This is a genomic window from Caballeronia sp. AZ1_KS37, from assembly GCF_023631165.1.
In the GTDB taxonomy this organism is placed as follows: domain Bacteria; phylum Pseudomonadota; class Gammaproteobacteria; order Burkholderiales; family Burkholderiaceae; genus Caballeronia; species Caballeronia zhejiangensis.
On record NZ_JALQDP010000001.1, the window covers coordinates 86,238 to 104,266 of the forward strand.

Consider the following 18,029-nt stretch of genomic DNA (forward strand, 5'->3'; position numbering starts at 1 on the left):
ATTGGGCCAGTGCGTTTGCACATGCGCTAGGTCGAACGCGCGTTCTCAAAAGAGGAGAGCGACGCGAGCCAGAAGGCTTTCGCAAGCGAGACCAAGCATATCTCCACGAGAAGCGGACATCGACTTACATCATGTCGGGGCTGATCAGCTTCGTTCCATCGGTAAAGCGGGCCAGTCTATAGGGGTAAATGTCGAACGGCGGCGCTTCGTCCATGACCAACCGACTCACAAGCATGCCGGCGCCCGGCCCCAATCCGAAGCCATGTCCGCTAAAGCCGGACGCGATCACGAGGCCGGGCTTCGCATCGATTTTCGAAATGACGGGGACGAGGTCAGGCATTGTGTCGATCGCGCCAGCCCATGCGTGAGCGATCCGCATGTGCGACAGCTCGGGAAACACGCGGGCCACGTTTTGCAGGGCACGTTCGAGCCATTCGGTATCGGGGCGCGGATCCAGGACGCGTGTTTCCTCGAATGGCGAGACATCGTCGTCGCGCCAGGTTGCGCTTGCCTCCGCTCCACGGAAGAAGCTTGCGCCCACGCGCATCTTCAATTTTTTCTTCAGCCTGCTGCGAAACATGCTGCGGAATTTCAACGAATGGCGCAAATTTTGCGGCGCGAGTTCGACCCGCCCGTGACCGGGAACAGCGATGGTGTAACCGCGGTCCAGTCGTCGCCTCAGCGCAAAGTCAGGTCCGGAGAAACAGCCTTCAATGACGGCCGGCGCTTCGGCGGTCCGCAACGCCGTTCCCACCACATTTATGGCAGGCAGATCGATGCCATGACGCTGGCAGAATAACGCGCTCCAGGCGCCTCCAGCTAGAACGACCGAATCGGCTGCAAGTCGACCGCACTCCGTCCAGACCCCGGAGACACGTCCTGCGCTCGTATCGAGACTGCGTACCGCACATTCTTGGTAAATCTTAGCGCCAAGACGTTGCGCGCCCCGAGCGATCGCAGGTGCAGCTTTCGACGGCTCTGCTCGCCCATCCGTGACCGACCACAGACCCCCAGCCCAGTTCGCCCGTCCAGACGGAATGCGCGCCGCAAGTTCGTGCGCGGTGAGGATTTCGCTGTTGAAGCCGACTTCGCGCGCGCGGGCAAGCCATGATTCCCACTGCGCGATGTCGGATTCGTGTTCCGTGCCATAAAGGATGCCCGCTTTTCGGAAGCCGATATCGTCGCCCAGTTCATCGCTGAGTTCGGCCCAGCGCTTTAGGCTTTGCATGGCGAGCGGCAATTCATGCAGGTCGCGGTTTTGCTGACGCACCCAACCCCAGTTGCGACCAGACTGCTCGCATCCAATCACGCCTTTTTCGAGCAGAGTCACTTGAACTCCGCGTCGCGCCAGTTCATAGGCGGCGCTGACGCCGACGATTCCGCCGCCTATGACCACGACGTCGGATCGCTCGGGGAATCCTTGGCTATTTGTTACTTCGTCGATCCTTAGCATTTCGCCGCCGTTGGTTGCGCTTGCGGTTGTTGACTGCAGTCGAGCGCTTCGAACGGCGCGCCTGTCACAACGACTGCGCCATCCAAAGAATGGCTGCAATTTTGAGCATTTCAGCCCCTTTGTTGATAGGACGATCTTGCTGTGTTCGAAGGGATTGAATATGACGACATCAGATTCGATCGACGTTCGCCGGAGTTCCGCCTTTATTGGCGGCAGTGAAAGAAGTACTTTATGGCCGCGGGTTGCCTAGGCGCGACAGTTGTCGAAGGCGAGGCATTACCCATTCGGCCGGTCAGGACCCGGTACGAGCGCGTGGAGTTTCTCCGCGCTGAAGCGCTCGCGCATGGATTGTCGTCGATCGGTGTAGTGAACTTCGCGACTGCAGCGAGCGAGCTAGCTAGTAACGCGCAGATTCATGGCGGCGCTGGCGAGATGCGTTATCTGTCACTTCAATGCCATGGGCGCCGCGGTGTCTAACACGAGTTCGTCGACCACGGACCGGGTATTGCTGATATCCAGCGAGCGCGCACCGATGGATTCACTTCTGGCGAAGGAATGGGCGTGGGACTTGGCGGCTCTAAGCCGTCTCTAATGATTCTGAAATCCGGTCTACCCCCCGGCGAGGGAACCCAAGTCTCCAATGCCTTCTAAGAGAAAAAAGTCAGTATCAGATGTGTAGAGGCCATCGTATAGCTCGACGCATTTGACCGCAGACTACTTCGCAATGATTCACCAAGATTCGTACACGTCCAATATGAGAACACGAAAGAGCTTCCTAGAATCGAGGTCCACGATTCAGGGGGCGAACGGATGGGAATAACTTTCCTTAGACTACTCATTGCATCAAATTTCGCATATCCATTCACAACGAGCGCAACGACGTCGAGCTTGAGATTGCACGCTGGTGTTGTAGCGCTTGGCCATTTGACCCTTGTCGGGGCGCAAATCGACGCAACGCCATCCTGGATCGACAGCGATCGGCAAGCGGTGAAGCGTAGACGCTGGGTAATAGAGCCGAGCAAACCTGCAATCCCGATTCACTGTCTTTCCGCTGGGGCTGAAAAGCTAAATGGGCAAAACCGTAGCGTTGCTTGCACAGCCAGAAATTCTCTGCGCCTGAAGCGAATTAATCTCTAATCACGCGATCAATGCAAAACGAACTGCGTTCGCAACTGGCGCACCTGCGGACTTGTTTTCGGCCTCAGGATCCAATTCAGTACAAACTTCAGAAAGGTGTGTGATTGATGGCCATTAATATAAACAGGTTATTGTTGTCGACCATAATGGGAGCATCCGTTTCGACTGGTATGGCAGCAGTACAACCCGGTCCCACCCGCCTTTACGCGACTGTCGCGCAAAGTCAAGGGCTGAGGGCTCGCGGACCTTCAGGCGTCGCTGAGTACATACGGCGTCCATCTACTTCAGCCGGCCGGCCGCAAGCGCACAGACGGCGGCGCACACCGCCACTCGAGCGTGGTGCCCGTTTGATGAATATTGGAGACCAGCAAGCCAGCTCCGGCAGGAGCGATGGTGGCGACACGGTGAGTGGTCTTTCGCAAAACTTTGGATTTCTCGACAAGATCGGCGTTGGAAAAGGAGCTGATGCGACGCTCGACGGCGACATCGCCATCGGCGTGAGCGCGAAGGCGGACGGCGGAGATTCCCTGGCGATGTCCCGGGGCGCTCAAGCGAGTGGGGGACAGTCGATAGCGATTGGAGTTGGTGCACACACGGCCCGGAATGGACGTGGTTCTGTAGCAATCGGTAGAGGCGCTGCGGCAGAACACACTGGCGATATAGCTCTTGGGAACGAAGCTTCGGCTGCCGGCGGATCGGAGGAGTCGATCAGTTCTGTATCAAATCACGTAGTGTCGTTTGGCTCAGCGCTCGCGATCGGAGAACATGCCGCAGCCAAAGGAGCCGATGATCTCGCGCTTGGAGGGCACGCGACCGCTTTCGACCGTCGTGCCACAGCGCTGGGTAGCGGCGCGGAAGCCCGAGGTAACAGCTCACTTGCAGTTGGATCGTTTGCGGTCGCAGCGGCGCATCGATCAGTTGCTTTGGGGGCTGATTCTCGTGCTGATCGGCCCAACACTGTTTCCGTCGGCACAGCCAACATGGAGCGGCAAGTCGTGAACGTCGCGGCGGGCTCAAGGGAAACCGACGCTGTGAATGTCCAGCAGCTCAAGGATCTGGGAGCGAGCTTCAAACCAGACGGCACCGCGTCGAACGGCTTCATTGCGTACGATGACAAATCGGCTACTTCCGTCACTTTGCGAGGTGCGGCAGGATCTCGGTTGACGAACTTGTCGGCAGGTGTGCTGACGTCGGACAGTTCTGACGCCGTGACTGGCGCGCAACTTTTCCATACAAATGAAAGCGTCAAGGCAGTCAGCGACGGGATGCTCGACGTGAAGACGAGCGTTGACGCGATTGCGAAAGGCGGGGCCGGAAAGTACTTCAGCGCGAATTCGGCACGGTCCGCCGCGCGGGCGGCGGGAGCAGATGCACTGGCGATAGGAGCCGAGTCGAGTGCTCGGGGGGAGCACGCGATCGCAATCGGCCTGCACGCGCACGCAGAGTCAAACAACGCGATTGCGCTAGGAAGCGATTCTGTGGCGGACCGAGCAAACGCCGTCTCGGTAGGCAACCAAACGACGAAACGGCAGATCACAAACGTCGCAGACGGAACAGACGATACGGATGCGGTCAATTTGTCCCAGCTTCGGAAAGTGGGACTCATCGATAAGAAGGGAGGCGTTCTCGACGCTGTTGTTTACGACGCGGGATCTCACAGGTCGTCCATCACTCTCGGCGGCGTTGGGGCCACATCCGCGATTGCTCTAACGAACGTTTCGGCAGGACGGATCAGTGCGGAAAGTACGGACGCGGTCAATGGTAGCCAGTTGTTCGCATTGTCGTCGCGGGTTGATAAGCTGGAGAAGCCATCCCATCTACCTAAGCCAACGCCCGATGACACCCGTTCGAGGCCGATGAGTGCGCTCGACGCGGGCAACCATGTGGTCCCTAATGTTGCTGCGGGCATCGCTAAGAACGACGCTGTTAATGTCGGGCAGCTCAATGCCGCGATGAAGGCGGGGATTGACGCCGCTCGCGCGCACACCGACTCAGAAGTTGCGCGGGTTCGCACGGAAATGGATCACGACCGCAAAGATGCTTCTGGGGGCTCGGCGTCCGCGATCGCGATTGCCAATCTTCCGCAAGCTTATCCCGGAGAAAGCATGCTCTCGGTCGCCAGTGGTACGTTCGGCGGTCAGTCATCAGTCGCTCTAGGCTTATCAACCGCCACCGACAGATGGAGCTTTAAAGTGTCCTTCAGTGGCAATACTCGCGGTTCTTATGGTGGCGGCGCGGGGGCTGGATACCGCTTTTAAACCCGAGGCCACCGGTTATTCAAGAGCGATGATCTAGACGTCTTGTCGCCTCCGCTCCACCGTTTCAGAGCATCTAATTAGATTTATGCCCGGGTCTCCGGTTGAGAGGTATCTCGACCGACCCTCTGTATGCCTCCATGACTAATACCATTAACGCAAGAAACGTCGAACGGTTAACCGACGTGGTTCGCCGCACGCGTTTTTTCAGGACGATGCTAATAGCAGGCGCCTGGCGTGCATACCCAGACAACACGTGTTTTGCTCGTCGCAGAAGGATTCGGTTCTTCATGCGGGCGGCGCTATCGCTGAAAACCACCGCTATTTGGTTAGACGCCTGTTCTGCGTCGATTTACCCTGGGCTGGTTGCCCAAGGGGCGTGCTGCGTGGAGCGCGTCCACCGCCCGTTTCTACATAAAGGACTTTCGCCTCGAGAAATTCTGCGGGTGAGCTTAGAACATCAAAAGTATGTGTATCGCCTCTTACCCTCCATTGCGACGGACATAGCAAAAAGTAAGAGTGCGCACATCGCATCGTTCTCAGTAGGCACCGAGCGATGGCGGGTCGCACTGGAGGTGCTCGACCAATTTCGGAAAGAGGGGGACTGGACACTGTGCATAAGAGACGAGAACGGTATTCGCATAGCTTCGTGCTCTTTTTGCATAGCGAGCTTAAAAGGCAAGATTCCTCGACCGAGGATTCTAATTGGGTGCGTCCAAGAGCCCGATAAAAGTATGAACGGGCGCGAACTGTTTCGGTCGTTGACGCGTAAATGGCACGGATTGCGGCCTAAGCATCTAGCTATCTACTTGCTGCAGCTGATCGCTAGGGAGATCGATGCGCATAGCGTACTCATCGTATCGAATCACGCGCACGTTTATTCCAGCTGGCGTTATCCGACTTCCAGATGTCGCATTGCCGCAGACTACGAGACCTTGGCGGTCGAGTGCGGTGCGACTAGGAACTGGCGTGGTTGGTTCCTTTTGAAAAAGGCAAAGCATATGAGTGACGATTTATGCGCTGGCCAGGCGACGACGCGTTGGCATAGACGCAAACTTCTTCTCGCACACTTGGATAAGCAAGTTCGAGGCGCCGTCCGTTCCAAGCACGCCGCCTTCGGTTCGACGAGCGTCGGCATCTCGCCCACGGCGCACAAGAACTCGTTTTGATCGTCAAGCTTGGTCTCTTGAGTCACTTTCGTACTGGTCATATTTCGGACGAAGATCTACGTAACTAAAATAGTGATCTACAACCAGCGAAAAAGATTGGAGTTACCAAGACTCATCCGACAAGCTGCGCTCGCGGCGGTGAGGTGTGTCGTCGGGGCAGTGCTGCTCGATAACGTCTTAGCGCGTCAAGAGGAGTACTGCATAGAGCCAAATACAATTCTTCGGCGGCCGCGCTCGACGTTGTGGCCGGCAAGTCTGCCACGTATTTGAGGTCGGAAGGGCTCTCGGCGCGGGTTGCTCTCCCAGGGCAGGAATCGATTGATTCAGTCGCCACTCAATCGTGACTTGAATTGGACAGAGTTTTTCGCTTGCTTACGTTCCCATGTAGACGCCGGCTTTACATGAGGATGTGCGCTAGCTTTCGGAGCCCGTACTGCGCGCCGGGTGCGCTTTGAGGAGGGTTGTTGCTTTGCTAAAGGGCGCAGTGTCGACTAAGTGGTCTTTGTTAGTTGTATTGAGTGTGTTCTTCGTCGCCATTCTAATCGCGGGAACGATGTGGCAGAGCTGCGACAAATCGCAACATCGTGGGGTGCCTGTGGAAGAGGGAAACGTCGAGGATGTAGTTTTGGCCTACGGGACGTTAGATGGAAGAGTGCAGGTCGACGTAGGCGCACAGGCGTCTGGCCAAGTGAAATCTTTGAAGGTTCGAGTAGGAGACAGGGTGACGAAAGGTCAGCTTCTTGCGGAGATCGACCCTACTCTTGCGGAAAATGAACTTAAAGAAGAGCGGGCCCGCGAAGATGATCTCGTTGCAAAAAGGGCGGCCGTATACGCGAGTCTGTTTCAAGCCGAGATGGCGCTCCGTCGTCATCGAATAATGCTTGCGGCAGATGCAATCTCACGCGGAGAGTACGTTGCGGCCGAGGCCGAATACCGACGCCAAAAGGCAAATCTTCAAAGCATCGAGGCAGAAATTAGTGGTGCTCACACGAAAAAAGAGACCGCGAAAGCTCATCTGGACTTGACGAGAATCGTTGCGCCGTGCGACGGAGAGATCATAGCCATCGTCTCGCGAGAGGGACAAACGGTAAATGCACGCCAACAGACGCCAGTCATCGTGAAGCTCGCAGACCTTGACACGATGACGGTGAGCGCAAAGGTTTCTGAGGCGGACGTGCAGAAGATAAGCCTTGGCCAGAACGCATGCTTCACAACTTTAGGTGAGCCGCAGCAACACTACTGCGGAAAGCTAAGGTCGTTGGAGCACGCTCCACGGGAATATCTTGAATCCTCTGGTCAGCGAACTAGTGGCGGGGCTTCCAGCCATCATGCCATCTCTTACAACGCGCTTTTCGATGTGCCTAATCCAAACCACAGGCTCCGAATCGGAATGACTGCGGAGGTTATTGTAACCATCAGGGTGGCAAAGAGAGTTCTGACCATCCCATCGGAAGCGTTAGGCACTAAGATGCTTGACGGACGTTACGAAGTCCAAGTCATCAAAGATTGCGGTGAGATTGTACGACGTAGTGTAATGATCGGGCTAAACAACAATCTGAAAGCGGAGGTCCGCCATGGTCTTTCAATCGGGGATAGAGTGATCGCAGACGGCGGACCGGCATCGAATGCGTCCACAAACTCGGATAATTCGACGGGCATCTGATATGTCAGGGCCACTTATCGAGCTGGTCAGCGTTTCCCTTCACTACCAGGCGGGCGACGAGATAGTGCCTGTTCTTAATGAGATAAATTTAAAGATCAATGCCGGCGAGTTCGTGGCTATCGTTGGTGCGTCCGGTTCGGGTAAGACAACCTTATTGAACATTATTGGGTGTCTCGCTCGTCCGAGCACAGGAACATATAGACTCAATGGCAGCAGCCTGCTTGAGGCCGACCGGGAGACATTAGCGCGCCTTCGAAGGGAATACTTCGGGTTTGTCTTCCAGCGTTACAACCTCCTGCCGCACCTAAGCGCGACAGAGAATGTGGAAGTCCCTGCAGTGTACGCAGGCTCGCCAATCCTCAGGCGACGATGTCGCGCTCAAGAGCTGCTAACTAGTCTCGGCCTGGACCATCGAGCCGAGCATCGCCCCAACCAACTTTCCGGTGGTCAGCAGCAACGTGTGAGTATTGCGCGAGCGCTCATGAACGGGGGAAAGGTTCTGCTCGGTGACGAGCCCACCGGCGCGCTGGACTCGACGAGTGCTCGAGAAGTCATAGGGACATTTAAGTCACTTCATCGTCAGGGACATACGGTAATTCTGGTCACTCACGACGAGAAGTGGCCCAGCATGCCCATCGAATAATCAAAATTGACGGCGGCGTCATCGTCGACGACAAGCCAACTTACAGGGTAGAGATTGAAGACACCGGGGCTTCTCCGATGGTGGGCTCGGAGAACGTCAATCTAGAGGCCATCGCCGAGCAACCTAGTTCAGTTGCTTGCGCCGCGATTTGCGAACGCGAGCGGCCCCTAGGCTTGCTTTGTCTCATGAGGACAAGCGTTGCAATCGCTTTGAGAAATTTAGCGGCCAACCGACTGCGTACCGCTCTGACTATGCTCGGAATCGCGATAGGCGTTGGGGCCGTCGTGTCGATAGTCGCGCTTAGCGCCGGCGCAGAAGCGCGCATGCTCGACATGATACGCGCATTAGGACCGAACACCATAACGTTCTGGGCCAGCGCCGACTCGAATGATGACAAACAATCCTTCCGAAACTCGCTGACGCTCCCGGATCTCAACTTTATGTCCACACAGGGCGAGGTGGACAGCGCGACTGCTGAAATCGAACGAAGTGTGCTAATAAATTACCAAGGTGCCCACGGCCGCGGAACACTAGATGGTGTCAACAAAGAGTATTTCAGGGTGCGTGGATTGCGCTTCGTAGGAGGGCGGGGATTCGACGACGACGATATAGCGAAGCATTCACAGGTGGCTGTCCTTAGCGAAAAAGCACAGCGACAGTTGTTCGGTCCTTACGGTGACGCCATAGGCAAGATCATCGCCATTCAGGACGTGCCAGTGAGAGTGGTCGGAGTGGTCGAAGAGAAGCGCGGGATGTTCTCAGACCCGACTGCTATCAATGTTTGGATGCCTTTCACAGCAGCCACGACCCGGATCATAGGGAGTGGGCCTCCTGATCGAATCATCGTGCGTATCAAAGAGGGTTACCGCTCGGATGACGCGGAAGCACGACTCAGTCGAGCCCTTACGAAACGCCATGGCCGGCAGGACTTTGCTACGTTCAACGCCAACAGCTTTGCCAAGCTTTTCAATAGGACGCAGCACATCATGTCGATTCTTATGGTCGCCGTAGCGATAACAACGCTGGGTGTCGGCGGGATCGGTGTCATGAACATGATGCTCGTGTCGGTAAATGAGCGCACCCGCGAAATCGGAATCCGAGTCGCAGTCGGAGCTCGAAGGAGCGACATACTGCAGCAGTTCCTTACGGAGGCAGTTTTCTTATGCGTCTCGGGTGGACTGATTGGGCTGATTCTTTCCATTGGCATAAGCGGTTTCGTGTCTTGGATTGCTGAAGATTGGAGGATGTTGCATTCCTCGCTCACAGCGGCGACCGCATTCGGATCCTCGACGCTCATAGGAGTTTTTTTTGGGTTGTTGCCGGCGCGCCGCGCTGCTGGGCTCGACCCTATCGACGCACTCGCATGTGCATAGGAGCTAGCCAGTGCAAGTCCGCGAGCGGTCTAGCAAAATTTCGGTAATCTTGATAGGGACGCTGTTGACTGCATGTGCCACGCAACGATCCTCGGAGGTCGCTCCAGTCGAGGTTCCCACAAGTTGGATTTCCCCGACAGCGAGCAACGGAGCGAATGTTGGGAGCGATTGGTGGCGGGACTTTGGAGATCAACGTCTTGATCAGATGGTACGACGCGTGCTCGAGTCGAACACTGATCTGCTTGCTGCAGCTGAACGCTTGCGCAAAGCGGATCTAGAGGCTAGGTCCATCTCGACGAACATGACCCCAGATATTAGCTTGGGAGCAAGCGTCGACTGGAGCACAGATCCCGATAAAGTCCATGGAGTGCTTCGGGAGGGCGGAAGAGTTACTTCGACGCTGAGTTATGACTTAGACGTTGGCGGAAGGCGAGCAGCGGAACGCGATCTCGCAAATGGGAATGTCAAGGAAACCGAGAGTGACGTAGATTGGACCCGACTTCGCATAGTCAGGGAAAGTCTGCTGAAGTATTGGAAGCTTGGCGTTCTCGGCGAGCGTTTGACGTTCGCCGGCGAGAGGTTAGCCCTAGCCAAGCGGATCCAAGGGATAGTGCAAGCGCGCTACAAAACAGGATACGCATCTAAGATCGACCTCGCTGAGGCGCAGCAGAAGGTGCTTGCTGAAGGCATAGCTATAGGACGCCTCAAAGGCGAGGTGCTACAAAATCGAAATGCCCTTGCTATCTTACTTGGCGGTCCGCCAGAGACGACATTCAGCATGCCGGGCGACCTTTTTTTCCGACCTTTGCGGCCGGTGGCTGCGGGAATACCTGCGGACGTTATACACCGTCGCGCCGACGTCCGTGCAGCCGAATGGCGACTGCGGCAAACCCTTGCGAACATTGATATTGCGCGTGCAAGGTTATATCCCTCGCTGACGATCACCAGTTCCTTGGGCACATCGAGCGTAAGTTTGGAGCGCTTCCTGAGTAACCCGATCGCAAATCTCGGCCTCGCGGTCGCGTTGCCTTTCCTGCAATGGAACAGCACGCAATTGCGAATCAAAGTATCTCAGGCAGAATTCGACGCGGCCGCCCACGCCTTCCGTAAGACGGTCTACGTTGCACTTAGAGAGGTCGAAGATAACTTAGCGGAAAGCGGAAAGCTTGAGCAAGAAGAGTCTCAACTGCAGGAGCAGCTGGAAACGGCACGCCGGGCAGCACACCTCGCCGAAGTGCGTTTTATCGCGGGCGAAACGGCCATACAGCCGTGGCTGCAAAGCCAGCAGTCGTTGACGGACGCACGGGAAGCCGTCACACAAAATCACCTAGATTGCCTGACAAATCGTGCCGATCTCTTGGTCGCACTCGGAGGCGGCACACAGGACACCAGAGGAGCGGACCTCTAGGGCTTCTGTGCCGAGCGGCGGGAAAAGAACCGTTACTCATCTCGCTCCGAGACCGGCCTACGTCAACCTGTCGCGGCGGCGGCCTTCGATTGGTCCTCGTATGGCAGAAGCCGACCCTCTACGGCCAGTCGCGCTGGCGCGAGCTCTCTGGCTGAAAACTGAGTGGTCCGGACGTTCAAGCCGGATTCTCTGGGACAGGCGATCGGCCACTGTAGTCGATCGGGGACCGGAATTGTTTACGCGGTCCTCCACCTTTGCATACGGCTGGCACCTCAGCCTGAAAATGAGTGGTCGACATCCGAGGATTCCGGGAGCGCGATTTCAAGGATGGCCGGTCACGACACGTTATTGCGGGCGCCGCAGCGTGGAACTGGTCGCTTATAGTCGACCTTAGAACTGAGAGCTTTCATCCCTCCCCGCAGCGCTTCGGGTATTCAACATCTGAGTGACACCCAAGCGATTCAGCAGGACCTCCGCAACGGGTGCTCTAAGCTGCGGCGACGTCAGTTTCAACGTTTCAACGTCCTGGGCTAGTGTTTGGAAGACGACTTCGACTGCGCGAGCTGTTAGCCATTCAGAAAATGCACGAGCCACCTCGCCAATCAGCCGAGAGCCGTCTTGTTTCAGAGTTTGTATGGCGTCTTGGATGTGGTGTTGAAAGGACTCGACCAGGAGAACTCAGCGAATTAGACCATACGCAAGAAAAATTGCAAACGCGCCTAACACGATCGATGCGCATCGTTGGACACGCTCAGGACACAGCCTCGACGACGGCGACCGGTCGCGATTAAGCATAGCGCCGAGCGAAATCCAGCCGATGCCAATAGGAACTAGGATAATCGCAAAAATGCTCATTGACTTTGTGTAGACCGCTAGGTCCAAAAATGCATCCCTCGGAAAAATGGTTCCGGCAAACAGCATCGCCTTCGGATTGGATAGTGTTGCGAAGAATATCGTAGAAAACCCGAAATCGCGCTGTGCCACAGAAATGAGTCCCGCTGTACGCCACATTCTAATTGCTAAAAGCGCTATATATCCACTGCTGACGCATCGAACTGAGAAGGATATCCATGAGAGTGAATTTGGAAGATTCTCTATGAGAAGTCCCCACGCCGAGATGGACGTTAAATAGCCAAGAAGCTCGCTGAATGGAAGTATTGCCGAGCGCCTGATGCCGCACCGAAGCCCCCCAGCCGCGAGTAACGTATTCGTGGGCCCAGGTGTCAGCAGCAACGCTATTGATCCCAATACAAAGAGGATCGGACTCGAACCCGCAAGCATTTTATCGACCAAAATTCAACCAGTAGTTAGTCAACGAACTCCATCAACCAAGGCTGCCTCCAGTTGACGCCGCGCACTACGTGCTTGGTCAATACGAAATTCCGGGTCCCCGATATGCGGCATCGAAAAGAGCGGTCGCCCTCGTATCATCAAAGTTACGGTCGAGTCTTCCGGCTCCATGACGCTATGAAATGTCGGATACGGCAGTTCGATTACTTCTCCCTCCCTGAACCAGCGGCCACTAGTGAGCATCAAAGAAGGCCTTATAGGTTCTCCAGCGTTTTGGAAAACTAAATGATAGAATCGTCCCCTGAGGATCCTAGAGCAAAAAGAAAAGTGATGGTAATGAGGCGAAACATAACCTCGCTTTGTGAGATCATCGAATTCAAACTTTGAGTACAGGTTAAGAACGACAGAAAATTGTCCGGCCTCAACGTGTATCGGGAACACGCATGGTTGAACGTTATGCACTCTGGTTGCAGCAATGTTTTTTTGCAACTTTTCGTCCGAGAGTGAGGATAGCCCGACTCGCGCGATTTCTAGCCAATCTCCAGGCTGCCGCAGAATCCGGCTCGCTGAAGCCACGAAATCACCATGGTCGTTTTTGCGTAAACGCATTATAAAATCTTCAAATGAATTCATGTAAATTCCGCAGATTGACCACCTCTATTCACTGTGCAGCGGCTACTCCAATACCGTATATCCCCCTCGACAGCTTCCAAGTGTGTGACGACCAGTCCCTCAAGCAGACGAGCATCATCGACGACTCTCTTGAGTTGACGCTCGGCTACCTGCACCACTTCCTGCAAACCAGTCTTCTCATGAAGTCCAACAAGTGCGTCTTCAAACACTCCTGTGAACAACCCATTGACCTTCTTTTCAAATGTGTCCAGCAAATGCTGTTCAGCCGGTCTACGAGTAGGATTCGGCCGTCGCCACTCGAAAGTGACCGATGACTGAACAGCCCCTATGAAATTCATGAATGGTTGATAGGCTTCAGCACACATTTCGGCAACCAGTTTTGCGGTCTTTATCCCATCATTAACGTACTCTAAACTGAGCCGAAGCTCGTCGTCTCTTAAGATGCCGTTCCGTCTAAACGATTCAATTAGCGGCGCACCGAAATGTGGATCAACGGCCGAATTTACAGTAACCGGCTTCAATTCCCCTATCTCCTTCAAAAATTTCACGTTTTCGGAGAGATCTTGCAGAGTGCTTCGCGGATTGAAGAGCATAAACCCCGCCTGAAACGTCAATCCCAGCGACTTCACCGTCATGGCTGCACGACGATTTTGATCAACCGTGTGTGCTTTACCATAGAGTCGAAGATCGCGTTGAGAGCCTGCTTCGATCCCAACAAAAACATGCGACAGGCCAGCACGCTTGAGATCTTGCATTATCTCTGTTCGAACATTTTCTGCTCGACACGATATAGCGAACGACAGACCAAGATTTCGTTCCGCAAGCATGCGGGCGAAAACTCGCGCCCGTTCGAAACCTTCATCTGTTCCTCCGAAGAACTCATCGTCGACGATCAAAAGCTCTCGGAGAGCAAAGTGGGAATGAAGCCACTCGATCTCGTTGACTACGTCGGCGGGCTGTCGTCGAAGCCAAGTGCCCGGCGCATAGGAACGACCTTGATTCAGCCCATAAAAGCGAGGAACCGAACAAAAGGAGCAGCGCGCATAGCAGCCGCGACTTGTGGATATGCAAGGAACACCGTCTAGGCGGATGATCTCCGCTGTTGTGTCTCTGGCAGCCCAAGGGAGGGTGGTTAGATCGTGGATACGCTCTGGATGCAAACGCTTCACGTGCCCATGCTCGCCTCTCGTGGTCAAGCCGGGAACTAGGCGCCAGTCACCGCCTTCCACGAGCAGGCGCGCAATCTGACGAATGGCAGCCTCTCCCTCACCGCTAAGGACCGCGTCCACACGTTCGACGTTATTAAGCACGCGTTCCGGAAAGAAAGAAACAGCGTGTCCCCCGACTATGACTACCCCTCCGACTTCACCTTCGTTCATTTTGGTGAGAAGCCGAACCAACCGATCTGGAAAATGATTTAGGACAATCGTGAAGCCAATTAAGTCAGGCGACAGCCTCTCGATACGCTCAAGTGTCTCGTCTTCCGACCAGTCGTACAGCATCGCATCCAAAATAGTTACTTCGTGACCGTCGAGCCGTAGAGCGGCGGCGAGATATGCAATCCCAAGTGCTTCAACGGGCTTCGAGAACTTATGGAGAACATCAACAGAGGGACGGACAAGTACCACGCGAAGCACCTTGGCCATGCTCGTGCCTCCTTATCTAAACAGTAATTAGTATGCAAAGCGAGTGACAGAGAATAGGCGGATAGGAATCCCGAAGTGGCGCTCCAGGTCCCCCCAATGGCGTCCCTCAAGATCCCGGCCAAGCCGATTGAACCCGCTGTCCGCTATAAGTATGAGATCTGGGGGCACATTTGAAGTTCTTAGGTCCTTTTCTATTGTGTGAGCGATGTCCCCGATGGTACACATATCCATCACGGAGATATTGCCCCCCAAGAATTCGTTAGTAGCAACAATAAATCGCGTCCTATGGCTTAGCTGAGGCGCGAAGCGCCTAATTAACGCTTTGCCAGCACGTTCCATTAGAGGCGATGTAATTATGGCGACATTCCTCGCTCCGTATCGAGATGTGAGCTCAGCGATCTCGTCCGCGTTACGTCGCGACAATGATGGAGACATCACGACGCCGGCGGGGAAAACGTATTTGCACAAGATATGCCCGTCGTATGGGAACTGTCCTCTGCTGCTTGGGTTCAGCGTCAAAATGACAGAGGTGCTGTCGTCTCTTTTAACCTCGATCCGAACGTCTTTTTGGGCTAGGAGCAACATCGAGAAAGCATCGGCTCGCGTAGTCATGCAAAAATCATTAATCTTCAGGATCGAGTCGCCCGGTCTAAGTCCAGCCTCGGCGGCTGGTGATCCGGGTACGACGCCTACTATGTGCGGCGCAAGCGGATCCGTTTTTTTGTTTTCTTCATATGCACTAGGGATGACGATTAAAGGGGTCACGACGTCGGAACGAAGCGCGGCGATGTGGCGGGTGACGCGGGACCATTGGGTTTCCGTGTTCATCGCGCCAGAATACGGCAATAGGCGAGTGAACCCGGGGAGATTTACCCGCACGAATGCGGCCGGAAGATCCGATACAACGTGGATTGTGCGAGCTAAATCCTGCAAGGAGAATTCAGGGAATGCCGCAAGACTTATCCCAAATGGAATCTTGCGGTCAACTAATTCCTTCAAGGCGGAAAGAGCAGTAGCGGTCTGAGATCGCCGTTCACGCATAACGCCACTACGAAGATCCTCATCCAACGTATTTAAAGACACAATTAAGTGAACTGGCCTCACCCTGTCGAGAAGATTGAGCACCCTCTCATTTAAGGGGCTGCCGTTTGTGATGAAGTAGAACGGCTCGTCGGTCATCGCCCGAAGTTCAGGAAGCACTTCATAGATCTTCGGGTCCACAAGGAATTCGTTGATCTCCCACTGCGCTGCAAAAAGCGATTGCTGCTTAATCGGATCGTAGAAACGCAAGCGGGTGGCCATTTCATCTTTACTGATGACCTTAGAACCCCGGGCAACTGCGATTGAACCGGGATTACCGTGGAGATAACAGAATTTGCACGAGACGTTACACACCCGAGCAAGATATTCGTAGACTTCAGACGGATGTCCGTAGCCTGGAACCACCCAATCGCCAGCGCGACGCAAACGCATCCCAATTATTGGCGGCGGCAAAGCTGGTCGGCCGCCTGGCGAGGACTCAGTCGATGCGAGTTTCAGAAAAGACGCAAGTAACCCCCAGTGACGCGCGAGGACGACTATCGCGGGTTCACTTGCGCTGACGCTGTGAAGCGGATGTCTGTGACCAGTTCCTGGTGGCCCGTCCGCACGCGATCCAATTTCGTCAAGTCGTCGCAGATCTTGATATTTGACGGACATCGAGTTACCGAGAAGGATCTCATCGGGAAGTACCCTCTCGCCTCGCTCATAAACGTCAACCGCGTCAAGAAGAATGGACAGCGTGGCTTGAAGGTACTCTAAGCGATCATTTGGAGGGGACGACCGCACCACCGGGAATCGAAATACGAAGTCAATGTCTGGGGGCAGATCTACCTGGAACCTACCATTTTCCGCCGGTTCGAACGAAGCGGTTGTCCGCCATTTAGCTTGAGTCACCCATCGGTCCTCGACTTCCGGCAAAGTGAGCTGCAGAAGCGCGCTGACATGCGCCGCGACCGGCGCATCGCATTGCTGTAGGGTCGCTAACGGTATTGCGCGCATGCCGTCAAGATCGAGTTCTCGCAACGCGAAAGCGTCGATTTGTAGGCGGCGGTTCCCTTGCATAAGCTTTGCGCACGACACAATGATGGCTAGCGTCGTGCGCACGTAATCAACAAACATTGCGCGCGAGCAATCACTGTAGTCAAGCGGCCCGGAGAAGGGGGGGAGTGAATCGTCATTCATAACGACTTCTCTGAAGACGAAGCGTCCGACAGATCGTCAACATCGTTCAAAATATCTGCGACCGCACAGGTACTGTCGCAGAACGGCGGATTTCTTGACCATGTGCAAGAGCAACGACGTATCGCAAAAGTGCAAACGCAACGCCTGCAGATTTTATTCGTCGTGACATCGAGTTGCTGCCGAAATGCAATTGCTTTAGGTCCATTTACCAGTTCGGACAGTCCGCCGTGGTCGAACATGTTCCCGTACGCAGGTTGAAAGAAGCACGGGCGCACGGTGCCGTCATATTCAATGACGGCCGAAATCCAAGGCGCGTTGCACACATTTGGAGAAAACTCCGCATCGCCCAAAAGCGCTGCATAATAGGTCAGTAGACGCTGCCGTAGTTCGGTGGGCGTCTCCAATATGAAGCCGGATTCAAAATCCCGTCGATTCGACTTCTCGAGCGCGTCGAGCTCGTCTTTTAGCTGTGGTAATTCGTCTCTCGACAACGCTAGCCCGGCTGCCTCATTTGAGTCCAAAACCCTCGATCGGTTGAATGCATCACTCGACACGTCCGTCCCAAGGAAACTAATACGATCCAGTCCGATTCGATGAGCCGCATTAACGGTTGCGCGCATATGTTGGAAATTCTGACGATGCACGACGCTCCGCCCAAACACCGGAAAATGCGGTGATATTTCCTTTAGTGCGGCCACGCTTCTCTCTAATTTTTCGAAGGCTCGCGGAATCCTACGTATCGAATCATGCACGCTCGGCGGCCCATCAATACTAAATCTAACGCCGCCAGCACAATATTCAACAATCTCGGCGGAAAATCGATGTAAGGACACCCCGGTGCTGAGCAAGGTGAGTCTCATACCAGCAGCCACCAATGCGCTGCATAGCTCAAAGAACCGGGAGTGCATCAGCGCTTCACCTCCCGTTAGCACGACATTTTTTATCCCGAACAACTCCCAGTCGGATTGCCATCTCAGAACGTCTGCGACGGAGATCTCTGCTTTCGATTTGTTCTTCCATATATCACACATGACACAACGGCAGTTGCAATTGCTATGCGGCCAAAGAAACAAGACAGGCAGCTTGTGTATGGGATCTTCTATGATCAACGGACCGCTTCGGGAGCGCATAAACGC

At 54.9% G+C, this 18,029-nt stretch carries 12 protein-coding genes; 6 read left to right on the forward strand and 6 right to left on the reverse strand.

The window, feature by feature from the left end; genetic code table 11:
- Window positions 1-124 precede the first annotated feature (124 nt).
- The gene (locus NCS00_RS00440; RefSeq protein ID WP_250438653.1) at window positions 125-1,453 is read right to left on the reverse strand and encodes an NAD(P)/FAD-dependent oxidoreductase; all 1,329 of its coding nucleotides are present in this window, start codon (window positions 1,451-1,453) and stop codon (window positions 125-127) included.
- A 1,487-nt stretch (window positions 1,454-2,940) separates the two neighbouring features.
- Between NCS00_RS00440 and NCS00_RS00445 the strand changes: the two genes are divergently transcribed.
- The 6 genes from NCS00_RS00445 (at window position 2,941) to NCS00_RS00465 (ending at window position 11,101) form a co-directional block, all read left to right on the forward strand.
- A complete protein-coding gene (locus NCS00_RS00445) occupies window positions 2,941-4,848 on the forward strand; it encodes a YadA-like family protein (RefSeq protein ID WP_250438688.1) in 1,908 nt (635 codons plus the stop codon).
- A 212-nt stretch (window positions 4,849-5,060) separates the two neighbouring features.
- Window positions 5,061-6,014 carry a DUF535 family protein gene (locus tag NCS00_RS33445; protein WP_350029716.1) on the forward strand — a complete coding sequence of 318 codons (954 nt, stop codon included), beginning with the start codon at window positions 5,061-5,063 and terminating at the stop codon, window positions 6,012-6,014.
- A gap of 595 nt (window positions 6,015-6,609) precedes the next feature.
- Window positions 6,610-7,677 (forward strand): efflux RND transporter periplasmic adaptor subunit, encoded by a 1,068-nt coding sequence (locus NCS00_RS00450; protein WP_250438689.1) that lies wholly within the window; start codon window positions 6,610-6,612, stop codon window positions 7,675-7,677.
- A gap of 1 nt (window position 7,678) precedes the next feature.
- Window positions 7,679-8,320 carry an ABC transporter ATP-binding protein gene (locus NCS00_RS00455; protein ID WP_250438692.1) on the forward strand — a complete coding sequence of 214 codons (642 nt, stop codon included), beginning with the start codon at window positions 7,679-7,681 and terminating at the stop codon, window positions 8,318-8,320.
- Window positions 8,296-9,693 (forward strand): ABC transporter permease, encoded by a 1,398-nt coding sequence (locus NCS00_RS00460; protein WP_250438695.1) that lies wholly within the window; start codon window positions 8,296-8,298, stop codon window positions 9,691-9,693. Before NCS00_RS00455 ends, NCS00_RS00460 begins: the two co-directional genes overlap by 25 nt.
- A 10-nt stretch (window positions 9,694-9,703) precedes the next feature.
- Window positions 9,704-11,101, forward strand: a complete 1,398-nt coding sequence (locus NCS00_RS00465) for a TolC family protein (RefSeq protein ID WP_250438706.1) — start codon at window positions 9,704-9,706, stop codon at window positions 11,099-11,101.
- Between the two features lie 678 nt (window positions 11,102-11,779).
- Here the strand turns inward: NCS00_RS00465 and NCS00_RS00470 are convergent.
- From NCS00_RS00470 to NCS00_RS00490, 5 genes are read right to left on the reverse strand one after another with little or no spacing between them, the layout of a single operon-like run.
- Window positions 11,780-12,382 carry a LysE family translocator gene (locus tag NCS00_RS00470; RefSeq protein WP_250438708.1) on the reverse strand — a complete coding sequence of 201 codons (603 nt, stop codon included), beginning with the start codon at window positions 12,380-12,382 and terminating at the stop codon, window positions 11,780-11,782.
- Between the two features lie 30 nt (window positions 12,383-12,412).
- Window positions 12,413-13,024 (reverse strand): cupin domain-containing protein, encoded by a 612-nt coding sequence (locus NCS00_RS00475; RefSeq protein ID WP_250438709.1) that lies wholly within the window; start codon window positions 13,022-13,024, stop codon window positions 12,413-12,415.
- Window positions 13,021-14,670 carry a B12-binding domain-containing radical SAM protein gene (locus tag NCS00_RS00480; protein ID WP_250438712.1) on the reverse strand — a complete coding sequence of 550 codons (1,650 nt, stop codon included), beginning with the start codon at window positions 14,668-14,670 and terminating at the stop codon, window positions 13,021-13,023. Before NCS00_RS00480 ends, NCS00_RS00475 begins: the two co-directional genes overlap by 4 nt.
- 27 nt (window positions 14,671-14,697) lie before the next feature.
- Window positions 14,698-16,893 carry a radical SAM protein gene (locus NCS00_RS00485; protein ID WP_250438714.1) on the reverse strand — a complete coding sequence of 732 codons (2,196 nt, stop codon included), beginning with the start codon at window positions 16,891-16,893 and terminating at the stop codon, window positions 14,698-14,700.
- Complete coding sequence (locus tag NCS00_RS00490) at window positions 16,890-18,023, reverse strand: radical SAM protein (protein ID WP_284508097.1); 1,134 nt, start codon at window positions 18,021-18,023, stop codon at window positions 16,890-16,892. The genes NCS00_RS00485 and NCS00_RS00490 overlap by 4 nt, the downstream gene beginning before the upstream one ends.
- Window positions 18,024-18,029: the final 6 nt, after the last annotated feature.

What these genes read in the sequence shown, in the direction of transcription:
- NCS00_RS00440 (WP_250438653.1), bottom strand. Translation starts at nt 1,453, where the DNA reads ATGCTAAGGATCGACGAAGTAACAAATAGCCAAGGATTCCCCGAGCGA.
- NCS00_RS00445 (WP_250438688.1), top strand. Translation starts at nt 2,941, where the DNA reads ATGAATATTGGAGACCAGCAAGCCAGCTCCGGCAGGAGCGATGGTGGC.
- NCS00_RS33445 (WP_350029716.1), top strand. Translation starts at nt 5,061, where the DNA reads ATGCTAATAGCAGGCGCCTGGCGTGCATACCCAGACAACACGTGTTTT.
- NCS00_RS00455 (WP_250438692.1), top strand. Translation starts at nt 7,679, where the DNA reads ATGTCAGGGCCACTTATCGAGCTGGTCAGCGTTTCCCTTCACTACCAG.
- NCS00_RS00470 (WP_250438708.1), bottom strand. Translation starts at nt 12,382, where the DNA reads ATGCTTGCGGGTTCGAGTCCGATCCTCTTTGTATTGGGATCAATAGCG.
- NCS00_RS00475 (WP_250438709.1), bottom strand. Translation starts at nt 13,024, where the DNA reads ATGAATTCATTTGAAGATTTTATAATGCGTTTACGCAAAAACGACCAT.
- NCS00_RS00480 (WP_250438712.1), bottom strand. Translation starts at nt 14,670, where the DNA reads ATGGCCAAGGTGCTTCGCGTGGTACTTGTCCGTCCCTCTGTTGATGTT.
- NCS00_RS00485 (WP_250438714.1), bottom strand. Translation starts at nt 16,893, where the DNA reads ATGAATGACGATTCACTCCCCCCCTTCTCCGGGCCGCTTGACTACAGT.
- NCS00_RS00490 (WP_284508097.1), bottom strand. Translation starts at nt 18,023, where the DNA reads ATGCGCTCCCGAAGCGGTCCGTTGATCATAGAAGATCCCATACACAAG.